Origin of the sequence: Streptomyces lunaelactis, assembly GCF_003054555.1 — a bacterium.
GTDB classification, from domain to species: Bacteria; Actinomycetota; Actinomycetes; order Streptomycetales; family Streptomycetaceae; genus Streptomyces; species Streptomyces lunaelactis.
In genome coordinates, this window is the sequence record NZ_CP026304.1 from 3509762 (window position 1) to 3527870 (window position 18109).

Here is an 18109-nt window from a genome sequence, read left to right on the forward strand (position 1 = left end):
GGGTGGGCGTCAGCGCCCACCCAGAGCGGCGTCCACCGCCGCCTCGGCGTGCAGCCGGGTCGTGGGGAACACGGGCACGGGACTGTCCTTCTCGCCGATGAGCAACTCGATCTCGGTGCACCCGAGTACGACGCCTTCCGCCCCGGCGGCCACGAGCTTGCCGATGACGTCCTGGTAGGCGGCGCGGGACTCCTCCCGTACGACTCCGAGGCACAGCTCCTCGTAGATCACCCGGTGCACCAGGGCGCGCCCTTCCGCGTCGGGCGTGAGCACCTCGAGCCCGTGTCCGGCCAGCCGGTCCCGGTAGAAGTCCTGCTCCATGGTGAAAGCGGTCCCGAGCAGCCCGACGCGGCGGATCCCCCGGGCCCGTACGGCATCCGCGGTCGCGTCGGCGAGATGCAGCAGCGGCACGGAGACGGCGGCCTCGACCTGCCCCGCGACCTTGTGCATGGTGTTGGTGCAGATCAGCAACAGGTCGGCGCCCGCGGCCTGGAGCCCTCGGGCGGCCTCGGCGAGAATCTCCCCGGCGCGCTCCCAGTCGCCCGCGGCCTGGAGCTCCTCGATCTCGGCGAAGTCGACCGAGTGGAGGATGCACTTGGCAGAGTGCAGGCCGCCGAACCGTTCGCGTACGAGCTCGTTGAGCAGGCGGTAGTACTCCGCGCTGGATTCCCAGCTCATGCCGCCGATCAGCCCGATGGTCCTCATCGCCCCACTGTGCCATGCCTTGCGGTGCCGTCACTCTCTGCCATGTCCGACGCCCTGCCGTGCCGTCGCCCGCAGGCGCCCTGCCGTCGCCCTGCCGTGCCGACCCGGCGGTGAGTGACAAAATGGTCTGTACGAACCCTTCTCGGGGATGTTCGCTTGGGAGGCCAGGATGATGGCGTCGCAGAGCGCGGGAGCCCCGGGCACGGATCCCGCCCCGCACGCGGAACCCACCCAGCACAGGGACCTGTGGCCGGGAATCGCCGGGCTGCTGGCCGGAGCGCTGCTGATCGCCGGGCACGCGCTGTGGCTGGGCACACCCGACACCGAGGGGAGCGGCGCGCTCAGGCGCGCTTTCTTCTACTACGTCGACGACGGCAATCAGGACGTGGCGGAGGCCACGGCCCTGATCCTGCTGGTGTCGGGCCTGCTCTTCCTGTTCTTCCTGGTCGCCCTCTCCCGGCTGGCCGGCAACCGCTCCCACCTGGTGCTGGTGGGCGGCACGGTCTTCACGGCATTCCTCATGGTCGGGGCGCTCGCCGGGAACATCTTCGCCATCACGGTGAGCCACTCCGAGTCGTTCCCGGTCGTCCCGGAGACCGCGCTGATCTCGATCCTGCTGCTGAATGTGGCGTACGGAGCGATGATCGCGTCCATGGCGGGCGCGGCAGTGATGCTGTTCGGGCTCTGGCGCGCGGGCCAGGAGACCGGGGCGATCCCGGCCTGGCTCGGCTGGGCGGGCTTCGCGGTGGCGGTGGTGTCGCTGGCGGGGCCGTTCACCGCGTGGCTGACACCGCTGCTGCTGGGGGTGTGGGCGCTGGGGGCGGGCGTGGTGCTGATCATGAACGCGCGTATCGAACGGGCCGAGGGTGAGCCGGAGCCCAAGCCGGAACCGGAGCCGGCCGCCGGCCCGCCCGCTGCGGACACCGGGCAGACGGCGCCCGACAAAGAGAGTTAGCTTCGGTACCGGAGCCGTGGTTTCCAGGGTCCGGTGCACGGCCAACTGGCTTTGCGGGACGCCCCTTTAAAGAACCTGGGAAAGAACTTCTCCCAACCCAACCGGACTTCTCACTCGTTCAGGTGACGAAGTGGCAGATGTCCGGGGACGGGCGGTACGGTCGCGCCATACCAACCGCATATGACGACGGCCCCCGCCGGGACTGGCATCCCGGACGAGGGCCTGTTCATCAAGGAAGTGGAGCTTCCCGATGACTTCGACGAAGTCTATCGCGCCCTCGTGCGCGCGCAGCGAGACCGACCCGTATGCCGGAGTGATCCACATCCGGCACCGCCACGACTCCGGCTTCACCGTGGTCGGCAACCACCTCGCTCAGCACGATGAGTTGTCCGCCACCGCCATCGGTATCGGCGTCCACATCCAGTCACTGCCGGACGGCACCCGCGTCGGGATCACCCAGCTCGCCGACCGTTTCAAGGAGGGCGAGGTCCGTATCGCCGACGCGCTGCGGGAGTTGGAGGCCGCGGGCTATCTGGAGCGGCGGCGCGAACGGGTCGCGGGCGGCCGGATGGTGACGCGTACGACCTGGTACGAGAAGCCGGGCGCCGAACCGGGCGCGGAGCCCGAACCGGTCACCGAGCCCGGTGCCGAGCCCGCCGTCGAGCCGGAGTCCGTGCCCGTTCCGCCCCCCGCACGGGCGGCCCAGCCGGAACCGGAGTCCGCCGACCCGCCGGCCGCAGGGCTTCTCACCGGCCTCCGCCGCCAGGACCCCCGCCTGCTGCTCTCCGAGCGGGACGTACACCGTCTCGCCCCCGCCGTCCGCACCTGGCTGGACCGCGGCGTCTCCCCCGCGCAGGTCGCCCGCACGCTCACTGGGGACCTCCCCGTCGGGATCATCCGCCGCCCGGCGGGGCTGCTGCGCCACCGGCTCACGGAGTGGCTGCCACCTGTGCTGCCCCCGGTATCGGCTCCGGCCGCCGGTCCGGACCCCTTCCAGACCTGCGACGGCTGCGAACGGGCCTTCCGGGCCCCGGAGCCTGGCCGCTGCGGGGACTGCACCACCGAGCGCGCGGCGTAGGCTACAGAGAGCTAACCCTGCAGGAACCTTGCTTTCGCGCCCCGAACCACTGAGGAACCTTTCACATCTGGTGACTCCGGAGGAGGAACCCCCCATGAAAGTTGCTCCCAAGGGCTCACCTGCTGGTGTCCTGGAGTTCGGCTCCAGCGCGACCCGTACCCGCCAGGTCAAGGCAGGACGCGCCCTGCGACTGGCACCCGGTATCTACGCGATGGATGCGTCCCTGCCGCCGGAGGCCGTTGCCCGCCATCACTGTCTGGCTGTCGTCGCCCGCGTGTGGCCCGGAGCAGTCATCTCCGACCGATCGGCGTTCTCCGGTGGGCGTCCGGCCGAAGGCTGGCTGTTCATTCGCCATCCGGATCCGGCCCGACGGAGCAATCTGCGGCTCCCCGGCATCACGATCTCGGTCGAGGACGGCCCCGGAGCGCTGCCCGGCGACATGCCCATGCCCCACGGTCTGCACCTTTCAGGCGTCGCCCGGGGGCTCGTGGAGAACGTGACAAGCCCTGGTCCTGCGCCGACCGGACGACCAGCCCGAGCAGCGGGCACGGAGGCAACCGAAGAGCAAATGGACGCGCTTGCCAGAGACGGCGGACCGGGGCGTATTCGCAACGTGCTGGGCGAACTGGATCTAATCAAGGGCTCCTTCGGCCGGCCCGCGGTCGAGGCAGTACGCCGGCGGCTCGCGGAACTGCTCGGCACGCACACGGATTCCGCACCCCTCTCGCCCAGGCTCAGAGCGAGGCTCGAGGGCGAACCCTTCGACGCCGCGCGACTGGCGCTGATCGAGCGGCTCGTGGCAGGACTCGGCACCATTCCGCCCGAGCCCGCACCAGCGATCGGCGGACCCGGCCAATGGGAGTGGCTGCCGTTCTTCGAGGCCTACTTCTCGAACTACATCGAGGGCACGGAGTTCACGGTCGAGGAGGCACTCCGTATCGCCGTCGACAACGAGATCCCGGCATCCCGGCCGCAGGACGCGCACGATGTCGCCGCCACCTACCGGATCGTCTCCGATCCCCAGCTGGCCGCGCACAGAGCGCGCTCCGGGGCCGAGTTGCTGGACATCCTGCGCGAACACCACGCGACGCTGATGGCGGCCCGCCCGGAGAAGCGGCCAGGTCTGCTGAAGCAGAAGCGGAACTGGGCGGGCGGCTATCAGTTCGTCGAACCCGAGCTGCTCGTCGGGACGCTGACCCGCGGCTTCGACCTGCTCGCGCCCGTGACCGACCCGCTGCACCGAGCCGTCACGGTCATGTTCCTGGTCACGGAGTGCCATCCGTTCGACGACGGCAACGGACGCGTCGCCCGTATCGTCGCCAATTCCGAGCTGAGCGCGGCCGGGCAGATCCGGCTCATCGTCCCGACCGTGTACCGGAGCAACTACCTGGCCGGGCTGGCCGGAGCGAGCAACGGGGCGGGGCGCGGGGAGAGCCTGACCGCCGTGCTGCGGTTCACGCAGCGCTGGGTTGCCGGGATCGACTGGCGGACGTTCGATGCCGCTGACGCCGAGATCCGGGAGACGAACGGATATCTGGATCCCGTACGAGCCGAGAACGCGGCACAGCGCCTGCGGCTGCCCGGTTCCGTGCCGGAAGTGGAGTGACACGGCGCGCCGGTCACGCTGCTCCGGTGCCATGCTGGGAGGGGACACGGAGGTAGCGATGGGGTTCTACGCCGAGCGAGTACTGCCGCGGATCATCAACGCCGCCTGCGGCGTCAAGGCAGCCCAGCCGCTGCGACAGCGCGTATGCGCGGGCCTGACCGGCGACGTCGTCGAGATCGGATTCGGTACGGGGCACAACGTGCCCTTCTACCCGGCGGGCGTCACCGGCGTGACCGCGGTTGAGCCCTCCGACCTGGGATGGAGACTCGCCGGCGAGCGCGTCAGGGCGGCGAGCGTCCCGGTGCGGCGCGCGGGGCTGGACGGTCAGTCGCTGCCCTTCGAGGACGACAGTTTTGACGCCGCCCTGTCCACCTGGACGCTGTGCACCATCCCCGATGCCGGTGCCGCCCTGCGCGAGGTGCAGCGCGTCCTCAAGCCCGGTGGGACCCTGCACTTCCTCGAGCACGGGCTGGCCCCGGCGGAGGACGAGAACGTGCGCCGCTGGCAACATCGCCTCGAGCCCGTGAACAAGCGGCTCTTTGGTGGGTGTCACCTCACCCGGCCGCCCGTCGACATGCTGACGGCCGCGGGGTTCACGATCACGGCACTCGACGTCTTCTATGAGGAGGGCACACCGAAGCCGATGGGCGCCGACTCCCTCGGCACCGCCCTGTCCCCGTAGGTCCTGTCCGACCGGTCAGGAATGGAGAAGCCTGACCGGGGATCCGGGCCGTAGCGTTCTCGGTGTCAGCCAAACGGCAGAAACCGAGCAAAGGGAACGCATCATGTCCGACGGCATCGAGACGGTCATCTACCCGGTATCCGACCTGGCCCGGGCCAAGGCCCTGTACGGCACCCTGCTGGGGGTCGAGCCCTCGCAGGACGAGTCGTACTACGTCGGCTTCGACGTCGCCGGCCAGGGCGTCGGCCTGGACCCCAACGGCCACAAGGGGGCGACGGGACCCGTCGTCTACTGGCGTGTCGCGGACATCGCGAGCAGCCTCAAGGCGCTCATCGACGACGGTGCGGAAACCCTGCAGGAGGTGCACGACGTCGGCGGCGGCAAGCTGATCGCTCTGGTGAAGGACGCCGACGGCAACGTCATCGGCCTCGCTCAGTCTGCCTGAGCTGGTTCTTTATGGTTTGAGTCGGTTTCGTTCGGTGATGCTCTCTGGTCGTTGCACGGTTTTACCTACGTCGTAACGGGTGGCGGGCCGCCGGTTTTTCGAGCCAAGTGGCCTGCCAGGTCCGGGGGTTGAGCGTTTTGGCGCGCGGGCCGGGCAGTGCAGGTGCGGGCGGAGATTCCGAAACCCCCGGTGGACTCGGGCCGGGGTGAGTCGGCCGGGTTCGGCGGGCTTCTCCCACGGCCGCCGCAAGTCGGCGGCGGCCTCGCGCAGAAGGCGGATCTGGGTGTGGGCGGCGATGATCAGCCAGGTCCAGCGCTCGCCGGCCTTGGGGGTTCGCAGCTTCGGGCGGGTCCACCCGAGGGTCTGTTTCATCAGCCGGAAGGTGTGCTCCAGGTCGAAGCGCCTCAGGAATGCCTGCCAGCGCACGTCGACGTCCTCGCAGTTCAGGCCGGTGGCGGACGACCACAGCCAGAGCGGCAGCGGGTCTCCTCCACCGGGCAGCCGGTCGACCTGGAGGCGGATCAGTGTGCCCTCGATGATGGGGAGTTCGCCGGTGTGGTCGATCCAGGCGGAGCGGGTGGTCAGGCGCGGGTGGATACGGTCCCAGGCCATCGCGCGGGTGGTGCCGTATCGGTCGGTGACCTGCGTCGTGGCCGCGTCCGGCTCGCCCCAGGTGTCCGGCTTGGCGAAGCGGAACTCCTTGCCGTGCGTCGGCGGTCGCCCGCCCTGGGGGTAGGCCAGGGCGTACTCCTTGAGCGAGGGCGTCGGCCGTCGCATGACGCGGTCGGAGCGCATCCGTCCCAGCACCTCGACCGGGAGGCCGTTGAGGAGGTGGGCCATGCGTGGGGCGTCGTAGCCGGCGTCGAAGACGATGAGGATGTCGCGGTCGCCGACGTGCCAGCGGCCCATCTCGATCAGGTCGGTGACCACCCGGCGGAGCTGGGAGGCGGTGGCCTCGACGACGTCGTCCTCGGGTCCGAGGCGGACGGCATCCAGGAGCTGGCACCAGGACGTCCGGCCTGATTCGAGGGCGGCGACGAACGAGTACGGCCAGCCGGGGATGAACTGGTCCGAGGACCGTCCGCTGCGGCCGTAGACGTGGCAGAACAGGCGATCCGCGCTGGTCGGCGCGTCGGGGCGGAGCCAGTTGCTGACGTCGACGGCCAGGACCAGGCGCCCGTCGGCGGCCCGCGGCATCGGCAGACCGGCCAGCACCTGCCGCAACCGGGGTACGTCCACGTTCCCGTGGTTCAGCGCCTCGTACATCGCGCCGTGCCCACGCCGGTGCTCGGCCACCAGCGTCAGTTCCACCGGCGAGGTCACCGGGCCGTCCGCGCACAGCAACGCGTCCACGAGCTCGAACAGCTCGTCCCCGCGCACGGTCAGGCAGTCGAATAGTTCCTCCCGGAAGCGTGACGCTTGCGCGAACGCTTCCCCGGGACCGGCGTCAGGCAGCAGACTCACCTTCACGGCCTTCGTCTCGATCGGTGCACCTTGGTCGGAGCACATGATCAGACGAAGGCGCCCCAGCGTCCCGCGAATGCTCAGCTGGGCTACCTAGTTCGATACGCCGTTCGAAGTCAGTCAGGCAGCGCCACGGTGAGATCCACCTCGACGAGCTGTCCCGGAAAGCCCAGCTGGGCGACGCCCAAGAGCGTGCTGGCGGTGGTGAATGCCGGACCCAGGGCAGACTCGGTGAGCCGACGCCATGCGGCTCCGAGAATGTCCCTCTCATTGCTTCGCACGTAGATCACTGACCGCACCACATGTTCAGGCTGGGCACTCACCGCTGCCAGGGCAGTGAGCGCGTTCGCGACAACCTGGTCGACCTGCGTCTCGAGGGAACCGCAACCGACGAGGTCACCATTCCGATCAAGCGGGCACTGCCCCGCCAGATAGGCGGTACGGCCTGCCTCCACCACGGTGATGTGGTGGTAGCCGGGTGTCTCATGCAGCTGCTCGGGGTTGATGCGGGTGATCTTCTCAGTCATGTCAGCGAGTCTGACCAGCGTGGTGCCAGCACGCACCGCATTTTCCCCACCGGCAAGCACTCCGCAGCGACGTGAGGTTAAAGACAATGCCGTTGACTTAGGTGTCTGGTTGGGGCGCTGTGGCTGGGATGACCTGCAGTGTTTCAGCGGGGCGTCGACGTGGCTGGGGTGGTCGTGGCCGGTCGGGGTGCCAGGCGAGGAAGCGGGACATCTTCCTCTTCGCTTGGCGGATCAGCACTCGAAGGCGACGTGGCGGATTGATTTCCTGGGCCAGTTCACGGGCGAGGTTGGCTAGTTCGGCTGCGAGGTGGTGAGGGGGGAAAAGAGCCGGTGAACGTGGTGACGCTGCGGCGGGTTGCCCGCAGGGCTGCGACGAAGGAGAGCCGGTCGGGATCGAGGGGCTCGCTGCGGCTGACGGCCGCCGCATGCATCAGCACTCTCAGCCCGGTGTAGACGGCCAAGTGCGCGTAGACCTCCTGGAACACCAGCTCCGGGCTCTTGCTGGGCAGCACGGTGCGGGTGCCGATCTGGGTGGTCTTCAGCTCGGCGAGGGTGTTCTCCACCTCCCAACATTCGCCGTAGAGCGCCGCCAGCTCGCCGGCCGGTGCCCGGTCGGGGTTCATGAGGGTGGTGATGAGCCGGTAGGTCTCTCCCGGCTTCCGGCCGGGCACGTCCAGGGTGTACTCGATGACGCGCACACGGATGTCCTGCGGGGCGCGGACACTGCGGCCCTGGCCACCACGGACCGTGGACAGCCAGGAGCCGTCCGGGAGAGCCTCCTCGACGGGGAGTTTCCAGATGGCGGGGATGCGCCAGAGCAGGTCGGCGCCGGTGGCTGCCAGCAGCTGCCACAGATGAGCCCCGGGCAGACCGCGGTCGCCCAACACCAGCATCCCCGGCCCGAGGGAAGGAGCCAGGCCCTCGACCAGGACCCGTTCCTTGACCCGGTAGGAGTCGACGACCGCGTCCACGATCACGTGAGTTCCGGCCTCGGCCAGGACAGCGAGACGAACCAGCGGATAGCCGGTCGGCCCCTTGCCCGGCCTGGCCCGAACCCGCCCCAGCGCCGTCTCGTTCGCAGCGGTGTCGGCCACCGCGAGCGTGGTGCCGTCGACCGCCATCACCCGGAGCCCCCGCCAGAACGCACCTGGAGTCCGCTCGTCCGCCACCGCCGCACCGGCGTGCACCAGCAGTTCCCGGAACGGTTCCGCCCCCAGTTTCCGGCGGGCGCGGAAGACCGCGGCCTTGTCCGGCACCCGCCACGATCCCCAGCCGCCTTCGTGCCGGGCCGGCTCCGCGAGCAGACGTAACACCTCGCGATAGGGCTCAGGGCAGAACAACGCCCTGGCCAGCATGAAGTACACCATCAGCCGCGGAGGCAGCAGCCGCTGGCGCACCTCATGGTCTTGAGTCTTCGCGAGCACCGCATCCACGAGCTCCGGCGGGAACACCTGAGTCAGATCCCCGAGCGCCACACGATCGACCAGCCGAGCAGCCACGGAACACCACCCCTGGTATCCGTTGAACTGCTAACTCAGCCCAAAGTCAACGGCATTGAGGTTAAAGAACAAGCTGAGAAGCTGTTTCGGGTCCTGACATGACAAGTTGAGTGGTCTCTCCGCGCAGGTCAGGAGGCATCGGCGGACGGTGTCCCCGGTCGGTGGTGTCCGACTGAGGCTGGTCGTGGTCAGGCGCCGCGAGGTCGGGCCGCGGTTGTGCCGTGGGTGCGGGGATCCGTTGACGCCGTAGGTGAAGGCGACTTGCTGCTGCGGTGCCACCCGCTGCTGGTGTGGGTGACCCTCGTGAAGCCCCTCCTGGGACATAGCGATGCTTCTGAATTTGCGGACGATCCTGCGATCACTCCAAAGAGTGACCACGCGGCCAGGCACGATGTTAAGGAGCGGAGGAACGCCCGCCAGCGCAGGTCGACGTCCGCGGCGGTCATCCCGGTGCGCCCGGTGCTGGCTGCCGGCCGGCACCGCGCAGTGAGCGCCGGCGCGGCCGACTACTCCGGCCCGACCTCCACGATCCGGACGTCCTCGGCGATCGGGTCCTCCGCCACCCTGGCCCGATAGCGCTCGGCGCCGGCCAGGTCGTAGGTGTCGTACGACGCCAACGGGCTGCCCTCGTAGGTCCACTCCACGCGGTACCGCTCCGCCACCCGACTGCCCTCCCACTCGCTCCGCCCGCCGGAGCAGTGTCCGACCCGGACCGTACCCTGACCGTCGTCCGCACCACACAGGAGGTACGCCCCGTGAATCCCACGACCGCCCGCTTCATCACGTCCGCCACGGCCCTGCCGGCCGAAGCACTCGCGGTGCTGTACGAGGAGTTCCTGGAGCGGTGGCGGCACGGGTGTCCGCCTCGGAGAACTCCGCGATCGACCACGCTGTCAGATCGGCGCTGCTCCCGCGTGCCGATGAACTGGAGCAGGTCCGCAAGGGTCTTCACACGGTCGGCGCGTCCGCCTGACGCCATCGCCGCACGGGCCGTGCACAAGCGCGTGAAACTGACCAAGGATCAGTACCGCGCGCTCCTCGACCCGTTCACCGCCGCCAGCGTCCCCGTGCCCGACCGGGACAACTAAGCCGTCTCTTTTCCGATCATCCGATCGCCGGTCCGGTCGTGTCATTGACTGACGCGCAGTGGGCGAGGATCGAGTCGTTGCTGCCGGACCGGACACCTCGGCGGGATGGGCGGTGGCGGGATCACGAATGCCTACCGCCGGTCGGTGTCCATCGCCTGTTCCAGAGGGGGAGCGAGGGCGGAGAGCACTCACGGCCTCACCTACGTACCGGTAGACCGTGGCGACGCCGATGCCGAAGCCCGCGGCGAACTGCGCGTAGGTCTCACTGCGGCGCAGGTGGGCCAGGGCGAGCGGGGCCTGACAGCCGGCCGGCAGACGCCGCCAGCGAGTGCCGATCTTACGGCGCCGCACGATGAGTTGCCTGGTCAGGTAGCGCAAGGTGCGGCTGGACAGATCGATGGAGGACGGGTAGATAAGCACACGGAGCCCCTCATCGACACGGCGACTTGTTCGAGAACCCATCTACCAGGGGCTTCGCTGCACTGTCAGCTCAACTGGCAGGCTCACGCGACAGGTTGCGAACGGTCACCGGTGCGGGGATCGGAAACGCCATGGCACGCCCGGGCCTACCGGGGAGTGGTGAAGCGGGCCCGCCACAGGTCGCGGAGCAACACGATCTCGGCCATGTGGTGGATGAATTCGAGGTTGGCCCCCACAGCACGCTGATAAACGGGTCGTCGGGGTCGGAGCCGTACGGGTACGGCGAGAAGCCGACCGTGTCGAGCTGCTCGTCGGTGACGGCGGCGACTCTGTCGCGCCAGCGGTCGATCAGCGTCCAGAACTGCTCGAGGGCCGAGGCGACAGAGGGGCTGAAGTCGACCAGCAGCTTCGGCTCCTGCCGCCGTTCACCGAAGGTCCACTCCCATCAGCCCGCGAAGCAGAAGTGCAGATCCGCCATCAGAGTGTCCACACCGCAGGGGTCACCTCACGCGCCCGCACCCCCACCCGAGGGGTCGAACTTCTCGATGGGGGTACGCACGCCGTCGCGGAACGCACCGAGCCCGGCATCGAAGTCGACCGCAGGGCCGACGAACAACGCCGACTCGTCGGGTGCGACGTAGATCTTGCCGCCGCCGCGCACGGCGTGGACGAGGCAGACCCCGAGTCCGCCCGGCAGTTCCACGATGTTCACGACCGGATCGGTCGTGAACATCGCGAACAGGTTGCGCCCCACCTCGACGAGCCGATCGGTGCCGCCGGTGACCGCGGTCGCGCCATCGGCGGCCGCCGCGACCGGCAGGAGCCGGCGCACCTGGGGCTGCCCGGCGAGCTGCGCGATGACCGCGAGATGCTCGTAGAGACCGCCGAGCTGCAGGTGGTCGAGATTGCTCGACCCACCGAGGGCGAGGAGCGGCACGTAGCCGAAGCACTGCTCCAAGCCGGGTACGCCATCGCGATCGCGGGCGGCCGGGTAGGGCTGCCACTCCCATCCGACGTCGCGCTGAGCCGGGTCCTCGATGAGGCCGACGATCTCGTCGAACGAGCGTCTCTCGACGATGTCGATCGCCCCGAATCGCGACTTCACCACGAGGTAGAGCCCGTTGACCGAGACGACGGCATCGGCGAGGGCGGTGGTGAACAGCACCGTCGACCCCTCGGGCAGGCTGAGCACACCCTTGAACATCGACGCGGCGCGGGCGGGGTCGACCACACGGAAGTAGCCGTCGTCGCCGACGAAGCCGGCGCCCTGCGCGCGCCACAGCTCCACGACGCCGTCGGGCACCTGCCCCGCGAATTGCGTGATCGTCTCCTCGGATATCGGCGCGACCGGGTCGAAAGTTCGGAACGTCGTCATGCGGGCCTTCCCGGTCTCTTGGATGCGACCCCAGTTCAGCTCGATGCCGCGACGGAAGTCGCACGGTTCGACGGCCAGGCCACCCCGCCGAATTCTACCGAGCGGCATGGGCCGCGGAATGACGTCGACCTGCGCTGGCGGGCGTTCCTCCGCAGATTCGATCTTGAGCACACATTCCGCCTGTTCAAACAGACCCTCGGCTGGACCCGACCACGCCTGCGCGAACCGCTGGCAGCGGACCGCTGGACCTGGCTCGTCATCACCGCCCACACCCAACTCCGCCTCGCCGCCCCGCTCGCCTCCGACCTGCGCAAACCCTGGGAGAAGGCCACCCGCCCCGGCGTCGCTCTCACTCCGACCCGGGTCCGGCGCGGGTTCAGACACATCCGCCCACACCTGGCCTGCCCGGCCCGCGTGCCCAAACCCAGCCGCCCCGGCCCCGGACGCCCGCCCGGCTCCAGGAACCGACATCCCGCCACCCGCCACGACGTGGGCAAAACCGTGAAACGAGCCAGCACCCTCTACGAACGAGACCAAGCCAGACGTTAAGGATCAATGAGGCTGCCCGGCTGCCGAGGCTGGCGGGTCACCCGGCGAGGTCCTTCGCCGGCTTCCTGAGGGAGCACCCGGGCGGTTACCGGCACCTCTTGCCCTGACGCCACACGTCCGAGACGAGCGGTACGCCCGGGCGGTAGGCCAGGTGGACATGGCTCGGGGCGTCCAGCAGGGCGAGGTCCGCGCGGGCGCCGGGCGTGATGCGGCCGATGTCGGTGCGGCGCAGGGCCGCCGCGCCGCCGGCCGTCGCGGACCAGATCGCCTCGTCCGGGGTCATCTTCATGTCGCGTACGGCGAGGGCGATACAGAACGGCACGGAGGACGTGAAGGACGAGCCCGGGTTGCAGTCCGTGGAGAGCGCGACGGTCACGCCCGCGTCGAGGAGGCGACGGGCGTCGGGCCACTCGGCGCGGGTCGAGAACTCCGCGCCGGGCAGGAGCGTGGCGACGGTCGCGCCGCTCGCGAGGGCGTCGACGTCCTGCTGCGTGAGATGGGTGCAGTGGTCGGCGCTGGCCGCGTCGAGCTCGACGGCGAGCTGCACGCCGGGGCCGTAGCTCAGCTGGTTGGCGTGCACGCGCGGGTGCAGACCCTTCGCCTTGCCGGCGGTCAGGATCGCGCGGGCCTGGTCACCGTCGAAGGCACCCTTCTCGCAGAAGACGTCGACCCAACGGGCGTACGGGGCGCAGGCGTCGAGCATCTCGCCGGTGACGAGGGCGACGTAGCCGGCGGGGTCGTCGGCGTAGTCCGGCGGGACGATGTGCGCGCCGAGGTAGGTGACCTCGTCGGTGTGCTGTGCGGCGATACGCAGGGCACGGGCCTCGTCCTCGACGGTCAGCCCGTAGCCGGACTTGGTCTCGAAGGTGGTGGTGCCCTGGCGGAGGGCCTCGCGGAGGTAGTGCGTGAGGTTCGCTTCGAGCGCCTCCTCGGTGGCGGCGCGGGTGGCGGCGACGGTGGTACGGATGCCGCCGGCGGAGTAGGCGCGGCCGGACATGCGGGCGTTGAACTCCTGGGTGCGGTCGCCCGCGAAGACGAGGTGGGAGTGGGAGTCGACGAACCCGGGGATGCCGGCGCGACCGCCCGCGTCGACGGTGTCGTCGGCGGCGGGGGCGTTTGCGGTGGGGCCGACCCAGGCGATGCGGTCGCCGTCGATGACGATGGCGGCGTCGCGGAGGAGGCCGAGGGGGGACTCGTCGCCGAGGGCGGGGTCGTTGGTGACGAGGCTGCCGATGTTGGTGATGGCGGTGGTGGTCATGGGTCCTCTTCACTGGCATGTGAGCGCGGCGCGGGGTCCGGGTGCGGGGGGCGATTGAGGCGCGGGGTCCGGGGCGGAGCCCCGGTCACCCCCCGCGTACCGCCGCGATCGACGCGGCCAACGAGCCCGCCACGTCCGGGATCAACGCGTGCACCCCGGAGCGGACCACATGGCGGCCCCCCACCACCGTGTCCCGCACATCCGCCGCCGTCGCCGCGAACACCGCCGTCTCCGCCGCCAGCCGCGGGACCGGGCCCGCCGTGCGGACCGAGTCGAGGGCCACCGTCGTGAAGTCCGCGAGCGCGCCCGGCTCGAGGCGGCCCGCGTCGGGCCAACCCAGCGCCGCGTGGCCGTCCGCCGTGGCCGCCCGCAGCAGCGCCGCCGCCGTCCAGTGGCCGCGGGCCCGGGTGCGCAGGCGCTCGTTGAGTTCCATCGCGCGGGCCTCTTCGAGGAGGTCGATGACCGCGTGGCTGTCGCTGCCCAGCGAGAGCGGCGAGCCCGCCCGCTGCAGCGCGGCGGCGGGGCCGATGCCGTCCGCCAGGTCGCGTTCCGTCGTCGGGCACATGCACGTGCCCGTGCTCGCGCCGCCCAGCAGCGCGATGTCCTCGTCGGTCAGGTGCGTGTTGTGGACGCCCGTCGTGCGCGGGCCGAGCACGCCGTGGTCGGCGAGCAGCCGGGTGGGGGTGCACCCGTGCGCGGCCAGGCACGCGTCGTTCTCCGCGGTCTGCTCGGAGAGGTGGACGTGGAGGGGGGCCTGACGGGCGGCGGCCCACTCAGCGACCGTCCTCAGCTGCGCGGCCGGGACGGCTCGTACGGAGTGGATCGCCGCGCCGATACGGGCGTGGTCACTGTCCTTCAGCAGCGCGGCCCGCTCCGCCCACGCGTCCGCCGTGCCGTCGGAGAAGCGCAGCTGGTGCTTGTTCGGGGCCTCCCCGCTGTGCTTGTCCCTGATGGCGGAGGAAAGGTACGCCGTGTCGAGCAGCGTGATCCGGATGCCCGCGTCCGCCGCCGCCGCGATCAGCGCCTCGCCCATCGCGTTCGGGTCGGCGTACGGGGTGCCGCCCGGCGCGTGGTGCACATAGTGGAACTCGCCCACCGAGGTGATCCCGGCCAGCGCCATCTCCGCGTACACGGCCCGCGCGAGCTCGAAGTACGTCTCCGGGGTGAGCCGGGACGCGACCTGGTACATGAACTCGCGCCAGGTCCAGAAGGTCCCGGAGCCCACCTGGACGATTCCGCGCAGGGCACGGTGGAAGGCGTGCGAGTGGGCGTTCGCGAGGCCCGGGATCGTCAGGCCGCGCAGGACCGTCGCGCCCTGGGGCGGGGCGACGATCCCTTTGCGTACCGCCGTGATCCGGCCGTCCGTCACATCGAGGGCCACGCCCGGCTCGACATTCGTGTCCAGCCAGGCGTGTTCCGCCCAGTACGTCAGCTGCACGCCAGCCCCTCCAGTACGTCGGCGAGTGCGATCACCCCGGCCACGCAGTCGTCCTCGGCGGCGAACTCCGCCGGGGAGTGCGAGACGCCGGTGGGGTTCCGTACGAACAGCATGGCGGTCGGGATCGATCCGGACAAAATACCCGCGTCGTGTCCGGCGCCCGTGCCGAGCACCGGGAGCGCGCCGCCGAGGATCTTGTTGAGTTCGTCGCGCAGGGCGTGCTCGAACTCGATCACGGGCGTGAAGGACTCCCGTACGACGCGCAGATCGACGCCGTCCCGTTCGGCCCGGTCCTTCGCCGCCCGCGTCACCGCGGCGACGACGGTGTCGAGGGTGCTCTGGTCGGCGGCGCGCGAGTCCAGCCAGCCGCGCACGAGCGAGGGGATGGCGTTGACGGCGTTCGGCTCGACGGAGATCTTGCCGAACGTGGCGACCGCGCCCGCGAGTTCGGCCTCGCGGCGGGCCGCGAGGACGGTCTCGGCGTACGTCAGCATCGGGTCGCGGCGGTCGACGAGCCGCGTCGTGCCGGCGTGGTTGGCCTCGCCGTGGAAGTCGAACCGCCAGCGGCCGTGCGGCCAGATCGCGGATGCGATGCCGACGGGGTTGCCCGACAGGTCGAGCGCCCGGCCCTGCTCGACATGGAGCTCGACGAACGCGCCGATACGGGCGAGGCGTTCGGGGTCGGGGCCGATGAGCGACGGGTCGTACCCGGCGCGCTCCATGGCCTGGGGCAGGGTGATGCCGTCGGCGTCCCGGAGTTCGGCCGCCTTCTCGGGCGTCAGCTGCCCGGCGGCCAGGCGTGAGCCGACGCAGGCGAGACCGAAGCGGGCTCCCTCCTCGTCACCGAAGTTGGTGATGGCGAGGGGCTTGTTGAACTCCGCTCCCCTGCGGCGGAGTTCGTCGAGTGCGGCGAAGGAGGAGACGACGCCGAGGGGCCCGTCGAAGGCGCCGCCGTCCGGGACGGAGTCGAGGTGCGAGCCGGTGACGACGGCGCCGGGGGCGGTGGGGTCGCCGAGCCAGGCCCACTGGTTGCCGTTGCGGTCGACCTCGCAGGTGAGGCCGCGGGTTTCGGCCTGGGCCTGGAACCAGGCGCGGCAGTCGGCGTCGGCGGCGGTCCAGGCGTAGCGCCTGTAGCCGCCGCTTTCGGCGTTGCGCCCGATGGGCGCGAGGTCCTGCCACATCTGGTGGAAGGAGTCCGCCGGACGGGCCGGCGAATCCAGCCCCGCCGGCGTTCGAGGCGCGGGGTCCGGGGCGGAGCCCCGGTGGGGAAACGCCTCCTCGCTCACGCGTCGCCCTCCCTCATCGGAACCCGCACGCCCTTCTCGTCCGCCACCGACTCCGCGATGTCGTACCCGGCATCGACATGCCGGATGACGCCCATGCCCGGGTCATTCGTCAGCACCCGGCGGATCTTCTCGCCCGCCAGCTTCGTGCCGTCCGCCACCGAGACCTGGCCCGCGTGGATGGAGCGGCCCATGCCGACGCCGCCGCCGTGGTGGATCGAGACCCAGGACGCGCCCGACGCGACGTTGACCATCGCGTTCAGCAGCGGCCAGTCGGCGATCGCGTCCGAGCCGTCCAGCATGGCCTCGGTCTCGCGGTACGGGGACGCCACCGAGCCGCAGTCCAGGTGGTCGCGGCCGATAACCAGCGGGGCCGCCAGCTCACCGCTCGCCACCATGTCGTTGAAGCGCTCGCCCGCGCGGTCCCGCTCGCCGTAGCCGAGCCAGCAGATACGCGCCGGAAGGCCCTGGAAGTGGACCCGCTCGCCGGCCATCTTGAGCCAGCGGTGCAGGGACTCGTTCTCCGGGAAGAGCTCGAGCATCGCCTTGTCGGTCTTGTGGATGTCCGACGCCTCACCCGAGAGCGCCGCCCAGCGGAACGGGCCCTTGCCCTCGCAGAAGAGCGGCCGGATGTACGCGGGTACGAAGCCGGGGAAGTCGAACGCCCGCTCGTATCCCGCCAGTTGGGCCTCGCCGCGGATCGAGTTGCCGTAGTCGAAGACCTCGGCGCCCGCGTCCATGAAGCCGACCATGGCTTCGACGTGCTTCGCCATCGACTCGCGCGCGCGCTGCGTGAAGTCCGCGGGCTTCTCGGCCGCGTACGAGGCCATCTCGTCGAACTCGACGCCCAGCGGCAGATACGCGAGCGGGTCGTGGGCGCTCGTCTGGTCGGTCACGATGTCGATCGGGGCGCCCTCGGCGAGCATCCGCGGCAGCAGCTCCGCCGCGTTGCCGAGCAGGCCGATGGACAGGGGCTTGCGCGCGTCCCGCGCCTCGACGGCCAGGGACAGCGCGTGCTCCAGCGAGTCCGCGCGCACATCCAGGTAGCGGTGCTCGATACGGCGCTCGATCGCGCGCGGGTCGACGTCGATACAGATCGCGACGCCGTCGTTCATCGTCACGGCGAGCGGCTGCGCGCCGCCCATGCCGCCCAGACCGGCGGTCAGCGTGATCGTCCCCGCGAGCGTGCCGTTGAACTTCTTCGCCGCCACCGCGGCGAACGTCTCGTAGGTGCCCTGCAGGATGCCCTGCGTGCCGATGTAGATCCACGAGCCGGCCGTCATCTGGCCGTACATGGTCAGGCCGAGGGCCTCCAAGCGCCGGAACTCCTCCCAGTTCGCCCAGTCGCCGACCAGGTTGGAGTTGGCGATGAGCACGCGAGGTGCCCACTCGTGCGTCTGCATCACGCCGACCGGGCGGCCGGACTGGACGAGCATCGTCTCGTCCTGCTTCAGCGTCCGCAGCGTGCGCACCATCGCGTCGAAGGAGCGCCAGTCGCGGGCCGCCTTGCCCGTGCCGCCGTAGACGACGAGCTTGTCGGGGTGCTCGGCGACCTCGGGGTCGAGGTTGTTCTGGAGCATGCGGAGGGCGGCTTCCTGCTGCCATCCCAGGGCGCTCAGTTCCGTACCGCGCGGTGCCCGTACGGGGCGGGGTCCTGACATGGCAATGCCTCCTCGCGACTGCGACCATGACTGTTGGCTTATCTATTCACATCCTGGCTGCCTGAATAGTCTTAGT

At 70.3% G+C, this 18109-nt stretch carries 16 protein-coding genes and 3 pseudogenes; 7 read left to right on the forward strand and 12 right to left on the reverse strand.

Annotation, left to right across the window (positions count from 1 at the left end; translation table 11 throughout):
• Window positions 1–9: 9 nt before the first annotated feature.
• Window positions 10–705 (reverse strand): aspartate/glutamate racemase family protein, encoded by a 696-nt coding sequence (locus SLUN_RS15785; protein WP_108149095.1) that lies wholly within the window; start codon window positions 703–705, stop codon window positions 10–12.
• A gap of 148 nt (window positions 706–853) precedes the next feature.
• Between SLUN_RS15785 and SLUN_RS15790 the strand changes: the two genes are divergently transcribed.
• The 5 genes from SLUN_RS15790 (at window position 854) to SLUN_RS15810 (ending at window position 5471) form a co-directional block, all read left to right on the forward strand.
• Window positions 854–1660: a hypothetical protein gene (locus SLUN_RS15790; RefSeq protein WP_159100260.1), complete on the forward strand. Its 807-nt coding sequence runs from the start codon at window positions 854–856 to the stop codon at window positions 1658–1660.
• Between the two features lie 250 nt (window positions 1661–1910).
• Window positions 1911–2738, forward strand: a complete 828-nt coding sequence (locus SLUN_RS15795; RefSeq protein ID WP_108149097.1) for a DNA-binding protein — start codon at window positions 1911–1913, stop codon at window positions 2736–2738.
• Between the two features lie 94 nt (window positions 2739–2832).
• Window positions 2833–4344 carry a Fic family protein gene (locus SLUN_RS15800; RefSeq protein ID WP_108149098.1) on the forward strand — a complete coding sequence of 504 codons (1512 nt, stop codon included), beginning with the start codon at window positions 2833–2835 and terminating at the stop codon, window positions 4342–4344.
• A 58-nt stretch (window positions 4345–4402) separates the two neighbouring features.
• Window positions 4403–5026: a class I SAM-dependent methyltransferase gene (locus tag SLUN_RS15805; protein ID WP_108149099.1), complete on the forward strand. Its 624-nt coding sequence runs from the start codon at window positions 4403–4405 to the stop codon at window positions 5024–5026.
• A 103-nt stretch (window positions 5027–5129) separates the two neighbouring features.
• Window positions 5130–5471, forward strand: coding sequence for a VOC family protein (locus SLUN_RS15810; protein WP_108149100.1), 342 nt, complete (start codon window positions 5130–5132; stop codon window positions 5469–5471).
• Between the two features lie 9 nt (window positions 5472–5480).
• Here SLUN_RS15810 and SLUN_RS15815 read toward each other — a convergent pair whose 3' ends face one another.
• The 4 genes from SLUN_RS15815 to SLUN_RS39455 all read right to left on the reverse strand — a co-directional run bounded on the left by SLUN_RS15815 (window position 5481) and on the right by SLUN_RS39455 (window position 9623).
• On the reverse strand, window positions 5481–6935 hold the full coding sequence (locus tag SLUN_RS15815) for an NF041680 family putative transposase (RefSeq protein ID WP_108154772.1): 1455 nt from the start codon (window positions 6933–6935) through the stop codon (window positions 5481–5483).
• A 116-nt stretch (window positions 6936–7051) separates the two neighbouring features.
• The gene (locus SLUN_RS15820) at window positions 7052–7462 is read right to left on the reverse strand and encodes a RidA family protein (protein WP_108154773.1); all 411 of its coding nucleotides are present in this window, start codon (window positions 7460–7462) and stop codon (window positions 7052–7054) included.
• Window positions 7463–7737: 275 nt separating this feature from the next.
• On the reverse strand, window positions 7738–8961 hold the full coding sequence (locus SLUN_RS15825) for an IS4 family transposase (protein ID WP_108149101.1): 1224 nt from the start codon (window positions 8959–8961) through the stop codon (window positions 7738–7740).
• Between the two features lie 506 nt (window positions 8962–9467).
• Entirely contained in the window at window positions 9468–9623 is a 156-nt protein-coding gene (locus SLUN_RS39455) for a hypothetical protein (protein WP_159100261.1), read from the reverse strand.
• 93 nt (window positions 9624–9716) lie between these two features.
• Between SLUN_RS39455 and SLUN_RS15830 the strand changes: the two genes are divergently transcribed.
• The gene (locus SLUN_RS15830) at window positions 9717–10049 is read left to right on the forward strand and encodes a hypothetical protein (protein ID WP_159100262.1); all 333 of its coding nucleotides are present in this window, start codon (window positions 9717–9719) and stop codon (window positions 10047–10049) included.
• A gap of 149 nt (window positions 10050–10198) precedes the next feature.
• On the opposite strand, the pseudogene SLUN_RS15835 reads toward SLUN_RS15830, so the two are convergent.
• From SLUN_RS15835 to SLUN_RS15845, 3 genes and pseudogenes are all read right to left on the reverse strand, one after another.
• Window positions 10199–10469, reverse strand: a pseudogene (locus SLUN_RS15835) (transposase family protein); the annotation flags it as partial.
• A 146-nt stretch (window positions 10470–10615) separates the two neighbouring features.
• Window positions 10616–10947 (reverse strand): annotated as a pseudogene (locus SLUN_RS15840) (DinB family protein); the annotation flags it as partial.
• A gap of 27 nt (window positions 10948–10974) precedes the next feature.
• Window positions 10975–11844 carry a T6SS immunity protein Tdi1 domain-containing protein gene (locus SLUN_RS15845; protein ID WP_159100263.1) on the reverse strand — a complete coding sequence of 290 codons (870 nt, stop codon included), beginning with the start codon at window positions 11842–11844 and terminating at the stop codon, window positions 10975–10977.
• A gap of 120 nt (window positions 11845–11964) precedes the next feature.
• Here SLUN_RS15845 and SLUN_RS41160 point away from each other — a divergent pair.
• Window positions 11965–12393: pseudogene (locus SLUN_RS41160) on the forward strand (NF041680 family putative transposase); the annotation flags it as partial.
• Window positions 12394–12478: 85 nt separating this feature from the next.
• Here SLUN_RS41160 and hutI read toward each other — a convergent pair.
• From hutI to hutU, 4 genes are all read right to left on the reverse strand, one after another.
• Window positions 12479–13651, reverse strand: coding sequence for an imidazolonepropionase (gene hutI / locus SLUN_RS15855; RefSeq protein WP_108149104.1), 1173 nt, complete (start codon window positions 13649–13651; stop codon window positions 12479–12481).
• An 85-nt stretch (window positions 13652–13736) separates the two neighbouring features.
• Entirely contained in the window at window positions 13737–15089 is a 1353-nt protein-coding gene (locus SLUN_RS15860; protein WP_108149105.1) for a formimidoylglutamate deiminase, read from the reverse strand.
• Window positions 15080–16270, reverse strand: a complete 1191-nt coding sequence (locus SLUN_RS15865; RefSeq protein ID WP_108154774.1) for an allantoate amidohydrolase — start codon at window positions 16268–16270, stop codon at window positions 15080–15082. The genes SLUN_RS15860 and SLUN_RS15865 overlap by 10 nt, the downstream gene beginning before the upstream one ends.
• 101 nt (window positions 16271–16371) lie before the next feature.
• Complete coding sequence (gene hutU / locus SLUN_RS15870) at window positions 16372–18033, reverse strand: urocanate hydratase (protein WP_108149106.1); 1662 nt, start codon at window positions 18031–18033, stop codon at window positions 16372–16374.
• Window positions 18034–18109: the final 76 nt, after the last annotated feature.

Coding starts and splice junctions, on each gene's coding strand:
- SLUN_RS15865 (WP_108154774.1), bottom strand. CDS start 16,270: ATGTGGCAGGACCTCGCGCCCATCGGGCGCAACGCCGAAAGCGGCGGC.
- hutU (WP_108149106.1), bottom strand. CDS start 18,033: ATGTCAGGACCCCGCCCCGTACGGGCACCGCGCGGTACGGAACTGAGC.
- hutI (WP_108149104.1), bottom strand. CDS start 13,651: ATGACCACCACCGCCATCACCAACATCGGCAGCCTCGTCACCAACGAC.
- SLUN_RS15820 (WP_108154773.1), bottom strand. CDS start 7,462: ATGACTGAGAAGATCACCCGCATCAACCCCGAGCAGCTGCATGAGACA.
- SLUN_RS15790 (WP_159100260.1), top strand. CDS start 854: ATGTTCGCTTGGGAGGCCAGGATGATGGCGTCGCAGAGCGCGGGAGCC.
- SLUN_RS15795 (WP_108149097.1), top strand. CDS start 1,911: ATGACTTCGACGAAGTCTATCGCGCCCTCGTGCGCGCGCAGCGAGACC.
- SLUN_RS15810 (WP_108149100.1), top strand. CDS start 5,130: ATGTCCGACGGCATCGAGACGGTCATCTACCCGGTATCCGACCTGGCC.
- SLUN_RS15805 (WP_108149099.1), top strand. CDS start 4,403: ATGGGGTTCTACGCCGAGCGAGTACTGCCGCGGATCATCAACGCCGCC.
- SLUN_RS15785 (WP_108149095.1), bottom strand. CDS start 705: ATGAGGACCATCGGGCTGATCGGCGGCATGAGCTGGGAATCCAGCGCG.
- SLUN_RS15845 (WP_159100263.1), bottom strand. CDS start 11,844: ATGACGACGTTCCGAACTTTCGACCCGGTCGCGCCGATATCCGAGGAG.
- SLUN_RS15800 (WP_108149098.1), top strand. CDS start 2,833: ATGAAAGTTGCTCCCAAGGGCTCACCTGCTGGTGTCCTGGAGTTCGGC.